Source organism: Streptomyces sp. CB02058 (genome assembly GCF_001905505.1).
Lineage (GTDB): Bacteria > Actinomycetota > Actinomycetes > Streptomycetales > Streptomycetaceae > Streptomyces.
Genome location: NZ_LIPG01000004.1, coordinates 416,376 through 429,835, shown reverse-complemented (window position 1 = coordinate 429,835; position 13,460 = coordinate 416,376). Strand labels below are relative to the sequence as shown.

The 13,460-nt window shown below is 72.9% G+C and carries 13 protein-coding genes; 10 read left to right on the top strand and 3 right to left on the bottom strand.

Annotated features, from left to right (window positions below; translation table 11 throughout):
- Positions 1 to 3 precede the first annotated feature (3 nt).
- Both AMK10_RS22505 and AMK10_RS22500 read right to left on the bottom strand, forming a co-directional pair.
- The gene (locus AMK10_RS22505; RefSeq protein ID WP_073749708.1) at positions 4 to 540 is read right to left on the bottom strand and encodes a (2Fe-2S)-binding protein; all 537 of its coding nucleotides are present in this window, start codon (positions 538 to 540) and stop codon (positions 4 to 6) included.
- Entirely contained in the window at positions 537 to 1,409 is an 873-nt protein-coding gene (locus AMK10_RS22500) for an FAD binding domain-containing protein (protein WP_073749707.1), read from the bottom strand. The genes AMK10_RS22505 and AMK10_RS22500 overlap by 4 nt, the downstream gene beginning before the upstream one ends.
- Positions 1,410 to 1,572: 163 nt before the next feature.
- Here AMK10_RS22500 and AMK10_RS22495 point away from each other — a divergent pair, with 163 nt between their 5' ends.
- Together AMK10_RS22495 and AMK10_RS22490 are read left to right on the top strand one after the other, a co-directional pair.
- Entirely contained in the window at positions 1,573 to 2,676 is a 1,104-nt protein-coding gene (locus tag AMK10_RS22495; RefSeq protein WP_073749706.1) for an XdhC family protein, read from the top strand.
- Positions 2,677 to 2,724: 48 nt separating this feature from the next.
- On the top strand, positions 2,725 to 3,987 hold the full coding sequence (locus AMK10_RS22490) for a TetR/AcrR family transcriptional regulator (RefSeq protein WP_158070894.1): 1,263 nt from the start codon (positions 2,725 to 2,727) through the stop codon (positions 3,985 to 3,987).
- Positions 3,988 to 4,023: 36 nt separating this feature from the next.
- Here AMK10_RS22490 and AMK10_RS22485 read toward each other — a convergent pair whose 3' ends face one another.
- The gene (locus tag AMK10_RS22485) at positions 4,024 to 5,388 is read right to left on the bottom strand and encodes an MFS transporter (protein WP_073749704.1); all 1,365 of its coding nucleotides are present in this window, start codon (positions 5,386 to 5,388) and stop codon (positions 4,024 to 4,026) included.
- Positions 5,389 to 5,677: 289 nt separating this feature from the next.
- On the opposite strand from AMK10_RS22485, the gene AMK10_RS22480 reads away from it, so the two are divergent.
- The 8 genes from AMK10_RS22480 to AMK10_RS22445 are packed head-to-tail and all read left to right on the top strand — an operon-like array spanning position 5,678 to position 13,460.
- Positions 5,678 to 7,159: an aldehyde dehydrogenase gene (locus AMK10_RS22480; RefSeq protein WP_073749703.1), complete on the top strand. Its 1,482-nt coding sequence runs from the start codon at positions 5,678 to 5,680 to the stop codon at positions 7,157 to 7,159.
- Positions 7,160 to 7,191: 32 nt separating this feature from the next.
- A complete protein-coding gene (locus AMK10_RS22475; RefSeq protein WP_073749702.1) occupies positions 7,192 to 8,166 on the top strand; it encodes a VOC family protein in 975 nt (324 codons plus the stop codon).
- Positions 8,163 to 8,960, top strand: coding sequence for an aspartate dehydrogenase domain-containing protein (locus AMK10_RS38165; protein WP_073749701.1), 798 nt, complete (start codon positions 8,163 to 8,165; stop codon positions 8,958 to 8,960). Before AMK10_RS22475 ends, AMK10_RS38165 begins: the two co-directional genes overlap by 4 nt.
- Positions 8,957 to 9,763: an alpha/beta fold hydrolase gene (locus tag AMK10_RS38160; protein WP_073749700.1), complete on the top strand. Its 807-nt coding sequence runs from the start codon at positions 8,957 to 8,959 to the stop codon at positions 9,761 to 9,763. Before AMK10_RS38165 ends, AMK10_RS38160 begins: the two co-directional genes overlap by 4 nt.
- A complete protein-coding gene (locus AMK10_RS22460; RefSeq protein WP_073749699.1) occupies positions 9,754 to 10,275 on the top strand; it encodes a cupin domain-containing protein in 522 nt (173 codons plus the stop codon). Before AMK10_RS38160 ends, AMK10_RS22460 begins: the two co-directional genes overlap by 10 nt.
- Positions 10,268 to 11,023: an SDR family oxidoreductase gene (locus AMK10_RS22455; protein WP_073749698.1), complete on the top strand. Its 756-nt coding sequence runs from the start codon at positions 10,268 to 10,270 to the stop codon at positions 11,021 to 11,023. The genes AMK10_RS22460 and AMK10_RS22455 overlap by 8 nt, the downstream gene beginning before the upstream one ends.
- Positions 11,024 to 11,042: 19 nt before the next feature.
- Positions 11,043 to 11,831, top strand: coding sequence for an SDR family oxidoreductase (locus AMK10_RS22450; RefSeq protein ID WP_073749697.1), 789 nt, complete (start codon positions 11,043 to 11,045; stop codon positions 11,829 to 11,831).
- Between the two features lie 12 nt (positions 11,832 to 11,843).
- Positions 11,844 to 13,460 carry a thiamine pyrophosphate-binding protein gene (locus tag AMK10_RS22445; protein ID WP_073749696.1) on the top strand — a complete coding sequence of 539 codons (1,617 nt, stop codon included), beginning with the start codon at positions 11,844 to 11,846 and terminating at the stop codon, positions 13,458 to 13,460.

Here is a 13,460-nt window from a genome sequence, read left to right as displayed (position 1 = left end):
GGGTCACTCCCCGAAGCTCTCGTCGAGTGCCTGGCACACGGCACGGCGGATGTTGCGGTAGCCGGTGCACCGGCAGAGATGCCCGCTGAGGGCGTCGGCGACCTGCTCGGTGCCGGGCCGTTCGGGCTGTTCGGTCAGGGCCGTCGTCGTCATGACGAAGCCGGGGGTGCAGAAGCCGCACTGCATGCCGTGGCATTCGTGGAAGGCGCGCTGGACGGGGGTCAGCGGAGCGTCGCCCGGGGCGAGGCTCTCGACGGTGCGGACGGAGGCGCCCTCGCACTGCACGGCCAGCGTCAGACAGGTGCGCACCGGTTCGTCGTCGACGAGCACGGTGCACGCCCCGCACACCCCGTGTTCGCAGCCGACATGCGTGCCGGTCAGACCGAGCCGGTCGCGCAGGAAGTCGCTGAGCAGCAGCCGGGACTCGACCTCGGCGGTGATCCGCTCGCCGTTCACGGTGAGCGCGATCCGGTGCCAGCCGGAGGGCTCGGACAGCGGTGGGGTGCGGGCGGTGAGAGGGGTCGGGACGGAGGGGGTCATGAGCAGCGCTCCCAGGCGGTGGTACAGGCGCGGACGAGGAGATGGGCGGCGGTCTCGCGCCGGTGGGCGGCGCTCGCATGGACGTCGTCGGAGGGGGTGAGGCCCGCGAGCGCCGCACGCGCCGCCCCGGCCAGCGCCTCTTCGCCGGCATCGGTGCCGAGCAGCGCGTCCTCCACGGCGGCCAGGCGTACGGGGACGGGGCCCGCCCCGCTGAAGACGACGCGGGCACCTCCGACCGTGTCCGTGGTGGCGTCCCGCTCCAGCAGGACGGCCACCCCGACGGTCGCGAAATCGCCGTGTCTGCGGGTGAGTTCCTCGAACGCCCAGCCGGTCCGCGCCCCGGGCGCGGGCACGACGACCTCGGTGAGCAGCTCGTCGGGCTCGACGGCCGTGGAGAACGTGGCGACGAAGAAGTCCTCGGCGGACACGGTACGGCTGCCACCCGGCCCGGTGATCGCGAAGCGGGCGTCCAGTGCCCGTGCCGCGGTGGGGAGTTCGGCCGCCGGGTCGTGGTGGGCCAGGCTGCCGCAGACGGTGCCCCGGCTGCGGATCTGCGGGTGGCCGATGTGCCCGATCGCGGCGGCCAGCAGGGGCCATCCGCGCCGTACGGCCGGGTCGGCCGCGGCCCGGGCCTGCCTGACGGCCGCGCCGATGTGCAGGGCGCCCGAGGAGTCGACGGACAGCCGGGCCAGGTCGGGGATGCGGGTGATGTCCACGAGGAGTTCGGGGCGCGCGAGTCGCATGTTGAGCATGGGGATCAGGGACTGGCCGCCCGCCACGACCTTGGCGTCACGTGCCGGGTCGCCGAGGAGCGCGACCGCCTCGGCGACGGTGCGGGGGGCGGTGTAGTCGAAGGGTGTGGGTTTCAAATCTGCTGCCACCGGGCCTCTCGGATGGTCGTCACGCCGTGGCGCTCTCCACGTCCACGTGCGAATCGACACGCACAGATCTATCTAGTACCTGAAATGATTTACACTAAAGTTTCTCGTTGGCAAGAGGCTCCCGCAGATTTCACGTCCCGAAGTGAGCGAAATGCGACATGTCATCGACCAGGCGGCTGCCTGGCAGAGATCGGGCACCCGCTGTGTCATCGCGACCGTGGTGCGGACCTGGGGCTCGGCCCCGCACGGACCCGGAGCCTCCATGCTGGTGGCCGAGGACGGCCGCGTCGTGGGCAGCGTCTCCGGCGGCTGTGTCGAGGCCGCCGTCGTCGCCGAGGCCGAGGAGATCCTCTCGGGCGGACCGCCGGTCGTCCAGCGCTGGGGAGTCGGCGACGACGACGCCTTCGCGGTGGGCCTGACCTGCGGTGGGACGATCGAGGTGCTGATCCGGGAGGTGTGTCCCGAGGCGCCGCTCGGCCGGGTGTCGGCAGACCTCGCCGCAGGGGTCCCGGTCGCCCTGGTCACGGCGGTCGACGGCTCGGGGAGCCTCGCCGTGGGCGGCGGGACGGTGAGCGGCTCACTCGGCGATCCGGCCGTCGACCGCGCCGCCGTCCTGGCCGCCGAGGGCATGCTCGGCCGCGGCGCGAGCGGCCCGCTGACCGTCGGCGAGGGGCGGGAGGGCGGTGTGGCGGGCCCGGACTGCGTGCCGGAGCGCGAGCTGCTGGTGCAGTCCTTCGCACAACGGCCCCTGCTGCTGATCTTCGGCGCGGCCGAGTTCGCCCGGCCGCTGGCGCAGTTCGGCGCGGCGCTCGGGCACCGGGTGACGGTCTGCGACGCCAGGCCCTCCTTCGCGGACGCCGGGCGTTTCCCCGGGGCCGACGAGGTCGTCGTCGACCGCCCCGACCGCTGGTTCCGGGCCCACGAGGACCTCGTGGACGAGGCGACGGCGGTGTGCGTCCTGACCCACGACCACCGCTACGACCTCCCGGTGCTCACCCTGGCGCTGCGCAGCAGGGCGGGTTACGTGGGCGCCATGGGCAGCCGCCGGACGCACGAGGACCGGGTGGAGCGGCTGCTGGAGGCGGGTACGACCAGGGCCGAACTCGCCCGTCTGCGCTCGCCGATCGGCCTCGATCTCGGCGGCAGGGGGCCCGAGGAGACCGCGCTGTCCGTCCTGGCGGAGATCGTCGCCGTACGGCGCGGTGGCAGCGGTCTGCCGCTCGCCGCCGGCGCGGGTCCCGTGCACCGCGCATGACTCGTTTTGAACGACTGTTTTTATAAACATCCGTTTAATCTGATGCATGTGGATCCAGAGAGCAAGACCAAGAGCGGACGACGGCGCTCCGGCGGCAGTGCACGGGCCGAGGCCCCGGAGGCGGCCGCGCAGCGCAGGCCCGGCTCCCATGACCCCGAAGGCAACCGCCGGGCGGTGCTCGACGCGGCCCGGCGCCTCTTCGGCGCGCACGGCTACAAGGGCGTGGGGGTACGCGCCATCGCGGCCGACGCCGGGGTCACACCCGGCCTCGTGATGGCGTACTTCGGCACCAAGGACGGTCTCTTCCGCGAGGCGGTCGGCGACGGGGCGGGCGTCAGCGGCGATCTGCTCGCGGCGGCCGCCGGTGAGCCGGGAGATCTGCCGTGCGCCCTGGCCCGCGCCTATCTCGACCGCTGGGACCGGCTGCCCGCCGACGACCCCTGGCCCGCACTGATCCGCTCGGCGGTCAGCCATCCGCCGAGCGCCGGACTGCTGCGGACGATCCTCGACCGGCAGGTGGGCGAGCCGCTGGCCCAGGTGCTCGGCACGGGCGCCGATGCCGATGTGCGGACCTCGGTCGTCCGCAGTGTGCTGTTCGGCGTGATCATGGAGCGCTATCTCTTCGCGCACGAACCGGCCGCCTCCGTGCCGACCGAGGAGTTCGCCGCGGCACTGACGGACGTACTGGCCACGGCGTTCGGCGGGTCCCCGGACGGTCCCGGCGCCGGGACGCGCGCGCCGGGGGCGGCGGACCCCGGCCGGGGACCGCGTCCGGGACACCCCGCTCCCGGGGCGGCGGGGACGCCACCCGGGCAGCCGGCGGAGGAAGTCCCCGCGGCGCCCTCTCCGTCTTCCGGGGCGTCCTCCGAGTCCCCGGGGCCGCTCTTCGCGCTCCTGGACGACTGCGCCGCGCGTCATCAGCTCGCCGTCGGCCGGGCCGTGCGCGCGTACGGCATCAGCCTGCCCGCCTACGACGTGCTGGCCGCCCTCCGCGAGGCGGGGGCGCCCCACCGGCTGACGATGGGCGAGGTCGCTGCGGCCGGCGCGGTCCGCGCCGGAGGGCTCACCCAGCAGGCCGACAGGCTCGCGGAGGCCGGGCTCATCCGGCGGGAGCGCGACAGCGCCGACCGCAGGATCGTCCGGCTGTGCCTCACGGCCGAGGGCCTGGAACTGACCGGCCGGGTGGCGGCCGTCCGCGAGGCGCAGGAGCGGGAGCTGCTGGCCGGAATGGGGCCGGGGGAGAGGCGGCGGCTCACCGCGCTGCTGGGGACCCTGGGGCAGACGCTCGGGGCCGGTGGCCCGGAGCAGTGAACACTGCCCTCGGCCACCGGCCCCGGAGCGGAATCATCAGCTGTTCAGCTCCTCCAGCGTCCTGCCCTTGGTCTCGACGGCGAACCACGCGATCAGGGCGCCGACCGCTCCGACCACGGCGAGCTGCGCGAAGACCAGGGCCAGGCTGCCGCCCGCCCCGATGATCGCGCCCACGGTCACCGGGCCGAGGATGACGCCGATCCGGTTCCACAGGCCGCCGAACGCCGCACCCTTGGCCCGGTTGAACGTCGGGTACAGCTCGGGGGAGTAGAGGTACAGGCCCGCGTTGATCGCGTACAGGAAGAAGGTCGTACAGGAGGCGAACAGGGCGACCTGGCCGCCCGAGGTCGCGCCGGCGACGGCCAGCACGCCGAGCGAGAGCACGGTGCCGACGAACGCGCCGATGAGCGCGGGCCTGCGGCCGATGCGGTCGATCAGCATGGCCATCACGAAGGTGCCCAGCAGGCCGGTGACATTGCTGACCAGGGTGAAGACCAGGGCCGTGGTGAGGTCGAGGTCGAACTCCTTCGTGTAGAGCGAAGGCAGCCAGGTCGAGATGCCGTGGTTGACGTAGTACGCGACGAACCACAGGCCGGACAGCACCGCCGTACGCCGCAGATAGCGCCCCCGGAAGAGGTCCATCAGCGTGCCCTTGGGCTCGTTCTCGTCCGTGGACGGCACCGGCGCGGGAAGCTCCTCGGCGGTGGCCCGGGCGACCTCCGCCTCGATCCGGGCGATGGCGGCCTCCGCCTCCGCCGTACGCCCACGGGCCAGCAGCCAGCGCGGGGACTCCTCGACATGGCGGGGCAGCAGGGCGGCGATCAGCACCGGGAGGGCGCCGACGAGGAACATCGCGCGCCAGCCGAAGGCCGGCACCACCCAGACGGCGAGCAGTGTGGCCGCCGCGAGCCCGGCCGGGAAGATCATCTCGTACAGCAGGACGAAGCGGCCCCGCTTGTCGGAGCGGGCGATCTCGTTGATGTACGTGGCGGCGACCGGCACGACACCGCCGATACCGAGCCCCTGCACGAAGCGGAAGAGCGAGAAGGTCTCGATGCTGCCCGAGAAGGCCACGGCGAGACTGGCGAGGCCGGTCACCGCGACGCCCAGGGCGACGGTGCGCACCCGGCCGATGTGGTCGCCCAGCCAGCCGGCGGCGAGGGCGCCGAGCAGCATGCCGATCGAAGCGGAGGTGACCGCGAACGTGGCCTGCCCGGTGCTCAGGTGCCATTCCTTCATCAGGACGGGCAGCGCGGAGGCGGCCAGGAGCTGGTCGAAGGCCTCGAAGAAGGTCACGGCGCCGATGAGGAACCGGACCTTGATGTGCCAGCGCGAGTGCGGCAGTCGTTCAAGTCTCGCGGCAATGGAGCCTAGTGATGGCTTGCCGGCCACAGTCGTCATGGAGGGTGTCCTTCCGCGGGCAGTGAGTTGCGGAGACAGTAGGGTCCAATATCTAAGCGGTCAATAGTTAAGAGCTTAGGAAGCTGACTCCCGGCGACTCGGCCACCATCATCGGCGCCATGGATGTGGTGCTCAAGGACTTCCAGGCAACGATTTCACCTCGGGGTCTTGTGTCGAGAAACTTAAGCGCTTAGATTTCTAGCACTTCGGCAGTCCGGGGGCGGTAACCCGACGAGCCTGTCCGCACCCGGAGTCCACCCCCCTTCCCGCCTCGTCCGGAGGTCCACCCGTGCAGTTCCCCACCGAAATCCTGATCGCGGGCCAGTGGCGGCGCGGTGCGGGCGAGCCCGTCGACACCGTCGACCCGTCGACCGGCCGCGTCCTCGCCACCGTCCACTCCGCGTCGGCGGACGAGGTCGCCGAGGCGGCGCAGGCCGCCGCGGCGGCGGTGGCGGACCCGGCGTGGCGCGACCTGCTCGCCCACGACCGGGCCAGGCTGCTGCACCGGATCGGCGAGCTCACCGAGCAGTCCGCCGACGAGCTCTCCGCGCTCCAGACCGCCGACACCGGCAAGACGCTCACCGAGACCAGGGCGCTCGCGCTCAGCGCGGCGGGCACCTTCCGCTACATGGCGGCCGTCCTGGAGACGGCCGAGGACGCGGTCACCCCGTCCCGGGGCGCGTACGTCACCGTGAGCACGCACGAGCCGATCGGCGTCGTCGGCGCCATCAACCCCTGGAACTCCCCGATCGCCAGCGACGCGCAGAAGATCGCCCCCGCGCTCGCCGCCGGGAACGCCGTCATCCTCAAGCCCGCGGCGTGGACGCCCCTGGTCTCCCTGGCCCTCGGCCGGCTGATCTCCCGGGCGCTCGACGAGTTCGGGCTGCCCGCCGCGCTGCTCTCGGTCCTCCCGGGGAGCGGCCGGGTGGTCGGCGACGCCCTGGTGCGCCACCCCCTCGTCGGCCGCGTCGGATTCACCGGCGGCACGGAGACGGGGCGGTCCATCGCCGAGATCGCCGCCCGGAAGCTCATCCCCGCCTCGCTGGAGCTGGGCGGCAAGTCGCCGACCATCGTGCGCGCCGACGCCGACGTCGAACAGGCCCTGGCGGGAGTGCTGTTCGGGATCTTCTCGTCCAGCGGCCAGTCCTGCATCGCCGGTTCCCGGCTCTTCGTGGCCCGCGAGATCTACGACTCCTTCGTCGGCGAACTCGTCGAACGCGTACGCACCCTGCGCGTCGGGCCCGGCACCGACCCGGCCACCCAGGTCGGCCCGCTGGTGCACCACCGCCACCGCGACTCCGTCGCCGCCTACGTCGACCTCGCCCGCTCCGAGGGCGCCCGCGTGCTGTGCGGCGGATCGGCGCCCGAGGGCGAGCTCTACGAGGACGGGGCGTACTACCTGCCCACCGTGCTCGACGGGCTGGCGAACACCTCGCGCACCTGCCAGGAGGAGATCTTCGGCCCGGTCCTGGTCGCCCTGCCCTACGACGACGAGGACGACCTGGTCCGCCAGGCCAACGACTCCGTCTACGGCCTGGCCTGCGGCATCTGGACCCGAGACCTCCGGGCCGCCGGGGTGCTCGCCCGCCGGATCCAGGCGGGAACCGTCTGGATCAACACGTACAAGCAGTTCAGTGCCTCCACCCCCTTCAGCGGGTGGAAGGACAGCGGCCTCGGCACCGAGAAGGGCCGCGACGCGATCCGCGCCTACCAGCGCCAGAAGTCCCTGTACTGGGGCGTCTCGGACCACCCGCTCCCGTGGGCCAACTGACCCGGCACACCTGCCTTTCCCGGAGGAACCCCATGCAACCACCGCCCGGTCCGATCGCCCGGCTCCGCTCCCTGCGCTATGTCGAGCTGCACACCCCCGCCTTCACCGAGGCCGCCGACTTCTACGAGGACGTCTGGGGCCTGGAGACCGTCGAGTCCGACACCGGCGCCCGCTGGCTCCGCGGTACGAGCGACGAGCACCACGTGCTCCACCTCACCCAGCGGGACCGCGTCGGCCTCGGCCGGATCGCCTTCGCCGTCGCCACCCCGGCCGAGGTCGACCAGGCGGCCCGGCGCCTCGAGGCGCGCTCGATCGTGCCCGTCGCCGGACCCGGACCGCTGGACCAGGCCGGCGGGGGCTACGGGCTGCGCTTCACCGATCCCGAGGGACGCCTCATCGAGATCAGCGCCCAGGTCGAGGCCGTCACCCCGCGCGGCCGGGACGGCGCCGTACCCGTCGGCGTCACGCACGCCGTGCTCAACACCACCGACATCGACGCCGCCGTCGCCTTCTACTGCGATGTGCTCGGACTGCGCGTCTCCGACTGGTCCGAGCACCAGATGGCGTTCCTGCGCTGTAACAGCGACCACCACTGCATCGCCTTCAACCAGGCCGAGTGGACCTCGCTGAACCACGTGGCGTACGAGATGAGCTCGGTCGACCACTTCATGCGGGGCCTCGGACGGCTGCGCCACCACGGCATCACACCGCAGTGGGGGCCCGGAAGGCACGGGCCGGGCAACAACACCTTCTCCTACTTCACCGACCCCTCCGGGCTGGTCTGCGAATACACCTCGGAGGTCGCCCAGATCGTCGAGGACGCCTGGATCGCCCGGGTGTGGCGGCGGGTCCCCGAACTGTCCGACCTGTGGGGCACGGCCGGCGCGCCGTCCAAGGAGATCCGCTGCAGCATGGCGGGCTCCCCGGACCCCGGCCCGCTCGCTTCCCCCGACACCCCGGGCTCCGGCCCGCTCGCTCCCGTAGACGCCCAGGAGGCCACCGCATGAGCACCGTACGCAAGGTCGCCGTCGTCGGCTGGGGCGCCATCGGCCGGGTCGTCGGCACCGCGCTCGCCGAAGGGCGGATCGCCGGCGCCGAGCTCGTCCACATCATCGACAACCGCCCGCTCGGCGACGCCGCCCCCGTGCCCCAGGCCACCTTCGAGGAGGCCATGGAGGTCTGCGACCTGATCGTCGAGGCCGCCGGACAGGGCGTCGTACGCGAATGGGGCGAGCGGGTCCTGGCCTCCGGCACCGATCTGCTGATCGCCTCCACCGGCGCGCTGACCGACGACGAGCTCACGAAGCGGCTGCTCGCCGCGGGGCCCGGCCGGGTGTACTTCACGGGCGGCGCCGTCGGCGGCCTCGACCTGCTCCAGGCGGTTCGCTCACTCGGTCCGCTCGACGACGTCCGGCTGACCACCACCAAGCTGCCCTCGACCCTCGAACAGCCGTGGATGGACGCGGAGTTGCTGAACCGGATGCGGACGGCGACCGGCCCCGTCGAGGTCATGTCCGGAACCGCCCGCGAGGTGCCGGTCAAATTCCCCAAGTCGACGAACGTGGCCGCCTCGGTCGCGCTGGCCGTCGGCGACCTGGACACTGTGCGGGTCCAGGTCGTCGCCGACCCGGCGGCCCACCACACCCGCCATGTCATCGAGGCGTCCGGCGGACACGGCTCCTACCGCTTCGAGGTCGCGCACCTGCCCGACCCCGGCAACCCCGCCACCAGCCAGGTGGTGCCCTACGCCGTACTGCGCAGCCTCGCCGCCATAGCCGGCCGCACCGGGCAGATCCTGTGAGCGCCGCCCCCGTCCACGTCGAGGAGGCCGGCGACCGGGGCCCCCTGTTGCTCTGCCTGCACGGCATCGGCTCGTCCTCGGCGGCCTTCGCCCCGCAACTCGCCGAACTCTCCTCCTACGCACGGGTCGTGGCCTGGGACGCCCCCGGATACGCCAAGTCGCCCGACCCCGAGGCCCCGCTCGGCCTCGACGACTACGCCGACACGGCCGCCGCCCTCATCCGGGAGCGCGCCACCACCGCGCACGTCCTCGGCGTGTCCTGGGGCGGTGTGATCGCGCTGCGGCTCGCCACCCGCCACCCCGAGCTGGTCGCCTCGCTGATCATCGCCGACTCCAGCCCCGGATCGGGCACGGACGAGGCGAAGGCGCGGGGCATGCGGGCCAGGGCGGCCGACCTCGCCGAGCTCGGCCCCCGCGCCTTCGCCGAGGCCCGCGGCCCGCGCCTCGTCTCGCCTGCCGCGCCCGACGAGCTGGTGCGCCGCGTGGTGGACACCATGGCCGCCTCGGTACGGCTGCCGGGCTACGCCCACGCCGCCGAGTCCATGGCCTCCGCCGACCTGCGCGCCGAACTCCCCTCGATCGCCGCCCCCACCCTCGTCCTCTGCGGCGAACAGGACCGGGTCACCGGCATCGAGGCGAGCCAGGCCATCGCCGGGGCCATCCACAAGACCGCCTACGTGATCGTCAAGGACGCCGGTCACCTGGCCAACCAGGAGCAGCCGGGCCACTTCAACGCCTGGGTGCTCTCCCACCTCCACATCACCGCAGCCATCCCCGAACAGGAGCCCTCACCATGCCTCTGACCACCGACGCGTACGACAACGGCGACGACCTCTCCGCGTACACCGACTCCCTCATCGCCACCAAGGCCTCCCGGGTCGCCGACTTCGACACCCTCTCCTTCCAGGAGAAGGCCGGCCCGCAGTTCCGCCGCGGCCAGATCCGCTACGTCGGCTCCGGCGCCACCGGCAACCACGAGAGCGACAGCCGCATCCTCCCCTCCGGCGGCTTCACCTTCTCCAACATGCTGCTGCCGCCCGGCGCCGAGGGCCCGGCCCACACCCACCACGACGTCGAGGAGGCCTTCTTCGTCCTGGAGGGCGAGGTCAAGGTCGGCATCCACCGCGGCGCCGACGAGGCCGAGTACCGCACCCTGGGCTACCGCGACATGATCGTCGTCCCCGCCGGCGTGACCCGGTCCCTCAAGAACGAGGGCGACACCGACGCCCTGTTCTGCGTCGTCATCGGCACGCAGAAGCCGCAGGTGCCGACCTACCCCGAGTACTCGCCGATGCACGGCGTGACCCGTGGCTGACCTGCCCCCGGCAGGCCGGCGCACCGTCGTCGTCACCGGAGCGGGCCGTGGCCTGGGACTGGCCATGGCCCGCCGGGCGGGAACCGACGGCTTCCGGGTCGTCCTCGCCGAACTGGAGCGCGACCGGGGCGAGCACGCGGCCGACGGACTGCGCGCCGAGGGCATCGACGCCCACTTCGTGCGGTGCGACGTCGCCGACCCCGCGTCGGTCGGGGCGCTCGCCGAAGCGGTGCGCGGGCTCGGCCCGCTGTACGGCCTGGTCAACAACGCGGCGCTTGCCAACGGGGTGGGCGGAAGTGAGTTCCAGGACATCGACATCGAGGTCTGGGACCGGCTGATGGCGGTCAACGCCCGCAGCCCCTGGCTGGTGTCGAAGGCCCTGTACCCGCTCTTCACCGAGCCCGGCCGCATCGTCAACATCGCCTCGGACGCCGCCCTGTACGGCTCCCCGCGCCTCGCGCACTACATCGCCTCCAAGGGCGCCGTCATCGCGCTCACCCGGGCCATGGCGCGCGAGCTCGGTGAGAAGGGGATCACCGTCAACGCGGTGGCCCCCGGCCTCACCGAGTGCGAGGCGACCGAGACCGTGCCCGCCGAACGGCACGACCTCTACCGCATGAACCGGGCCATCTCCCGGCCGCAGCAGCCCGACGACCTCACGGGGATCGTCTCCTTCCTGCTCGGCGAGGAGTCCCGCTATCTGACCGGACAGGTGATCGCCGTCAACGGCGGCTTCACCATGAACTGAACCGCAGGAGAAACGAGTTATGGATCTGGGCCTCGCCGACCGCACGATCGTGGTCACCGGCGGCAGCTCGGGCGTCGGCCTGGCCACGGTCCGCGCCCTGCTCGACGAGGGCGCCCGCGTCGCCACCTGCGGCCGTGACGCCGACCGCCTCGCCAAGGCCGCCGCCGGCCTCGGCGCGGGGAGCGACCGCCTGCTCACCGGCGTCTGCGACGTACGCGACGCCGACGCCGTACGCGACTTCACCGCCCGCACCGCCGACGCGTTCGGCGGCATCGACGGCCTCGTCAACAACGCCGGGCAGTCCCGCATGAAGGGACTCGACGACTCCACCGCCGACGACTGGCGCGACGAGCTGGAGCTGAAGTTCGCCGGGGTGCTCAACCCGCTCCAGGCCGCGCGCCCCCACCTCGCCGCCTCCGGAGCGGCCGGCGTCGTCAACATCAACGCGGTCCTCGCCAAGCAGCCCGAGACCCGGCTGATCACCACGAGCGCCGCCCGCGCCGGCATCCTCAACCTCTCCAAGTCCCTCTCCGTCGAACTCGCCGGCGACGGGATCCGGGTCAATTCCGTCTGCCTCGGTCTCGTCGACACCGGGCAGTGGACCCGCCGCCACGCGGCCGCGGACTCCGGCCTGACCTACGAGGAGTGGCAGGCGGAACTGGCCGAGGACCGGGGCATCGCGCTGGGCCGCCTCGGCAGGGCCGAAGAAGTCGCCTACGCGGTCGTCGCCCTGCTCTCGCCCCGCGCCTCCTACATCACCGGCACCAGCATCGACGTCTGCGGCGGCGTCGGCCGCTCCATCCTCTGAGGAGACACCACCATGCGTCACGACAACGGAGGCGATCTCCTCGTCACCGTCCTGCGCGAACTCGGCATCGACACCGTCTTCGGCATCGTCAGCGTCCACAACCTGCCGCTCGTCGAAGCCGTCGACCGCGAGCTGAGGTTCGTACCCGTGCGGCACGAGGCATCGGCCGCCGACGCCTACGGCCGCGCCCGCGGCACCCTCGGCTGCGCCCTCACCTCGACCGGGACCGGCGCCGGCAACGCGGCGGGATCGCTGATCGAGGCGCTCAGCGCGGGCAGCTCCGTCCTGCACATCACCGGTCAGGTGGAGAGCGAGTTCCTGGGCAGCGGACGGGGGTTCATCCACGAGACCAAGGACCAGCTCGGCATGCTCACGGCCGTCTCCGCGTACGCCAGGAGCGTGCCGGACGCCGCACGGGCGGGCAGCATCCTGCGCGAGGCGGCCCGCGCGGCGCTCGCCTCACCGGGCGGACCCGCCAGCGTGGAATGGCCCATCGACCTCCAGTACGCGGCGCAGACCGACGAACCCGAGGACCACGCCGGGCCCGCGCCCCTCACCCCGGGCGCGGAGGAACTCGCCGCCGCCGGAGCCCTCCTGGCCTCCGCCCGGCGCCCCCTGATCTGGGCGGGCGGCGGTGCGAACACCGCGCGCGGCGAGCTGGCCGCCCTGCTGGAGGCCACCGGCGCGGGACTGATCACCTCGAACTCCGGGCGCGGCAGCGTGCCCGAGGACCACGAGCAGGTCATCGGCAACTTCGCCACCACGCCCGCCGTCCGCGCCTTGCTCGCCGACGCGGACGTCCTGCTGACCATCGGCACGCACTTCCGGTCGAACGAGACCGCCGACTACACGCTCGGGCTCCCCGGGGCGCACATCCAGATCGACGTCGACGCCGCCTCCATCGGCAGGGTCCACCCGGCCACCCACGCGCTGCACGCCGACGCGGCCGAGGCCCTCACCGGCCTGCTGCCGCACGCCGTGCCCGCCGAGCCCGGCTGGACGGACCGGATCGGCGCCGTACGCACCGAGGTGCGCGCGATCCTGCACGACAACATCGGCCCGCAGGCCGCGATCTGCGACGCGATCCGCGCCGCCCTGCCCCGCGAGGCCGTCGTCGCCCGCGACGTCACCATCCCCTCCAGCAGCTGGGGCAACAGGCTCCTGGAGATGTACGACCCCCGGGACAACGTCTTCCCGCGCGGCGGCGGCATCGGGCAGGGCCTGGGCATGGGCATCGGCGCCGCCCTCGCCCGCCCCGACGCGCCCACCGTCGTGATCGCGGGCGACGGAGGACTCGCCGTCCACCTCGGCGAGCTCCTCACCCTCGCCCAGGAGCGCCCCCGGCTGACCCTGATCGTCTTCAACGACGGCGGCTACGGAGTCCTGCGCAACATGCAGGACCGCCACAGCGAACGCCGCTCCGGGGTCGACCTGACGACGCCCGACTTCGCTCTCCTCGCCCAGGCGTGCGGACTGCCGTACGCCCGTATCGGTGCCGAGGAGGACGCGGCCCGGGTGATCGGCGAAGCCGTCGCCTCCGACGGACCGACGCTCGTCGAGGTCGACCTGGACTCGCTCGGCCCGATGAAGAACCCGTTCACCCCGCCCGTGCGCATCCCGGGCCAGTAG

Coding starts and splice junctions, on each gene's coding strand:
- AMK10_RS22505 (WP_073749708.1), bottom strand. CDS start 540: ATGACCCCCTCCGTCCCGACCCCTCTCACCGCCCGCACCCCACCGCTG.
- AMK10_RS22495 (WP_073749706.1), top strand. CDS start 1,573: ATGCGACATGTCATCGACCAGGCGGCTGCCTGGCAGAGATCGGGCACC.
- AMK10_RS22485 (WP_073749704.1), bottom strand. CDS start 5,388: ATGACGACTGTGGCCGGCAAGCCATCACTAGGCTCCATTGCCGCGAGA.
- AMK10_RS22475 (WP_073749702.1), top strand. CDS start 7,192: ATGCAACCACCGCCCGGTCCGATCGCCCGGCTCCGCTCCCTGCGCTAT.
- AMK10_RS38165 (WP_073749701.1), top strand. CDS start 8,163: ATGAGCACCGTACGCAAGGTCGCCGTCGTCGGCTGGGGCGCCATCGGC.
- AMK10_RS22460 (WP_073749699.1), top strand. CDS start 9,754: ATGCCTCTGACCACCGACGCGTACGACAACGGCGACGACCTCTCCGCG.
- AMK10_RS22450 (WP_073749697.1), top strand. CDS start 11,043: ATGGATCTGGGCCTCGCCGACCGCACGATCGTGGTCACCGGCGGCAGC.
- AMK10_RS22445 (WP_073749696.1), top strand. CDS start 11,844: ATGCGTCACGACAACGGAGGCGATCTCCTCGTCACCGTCCTGCGCGAA.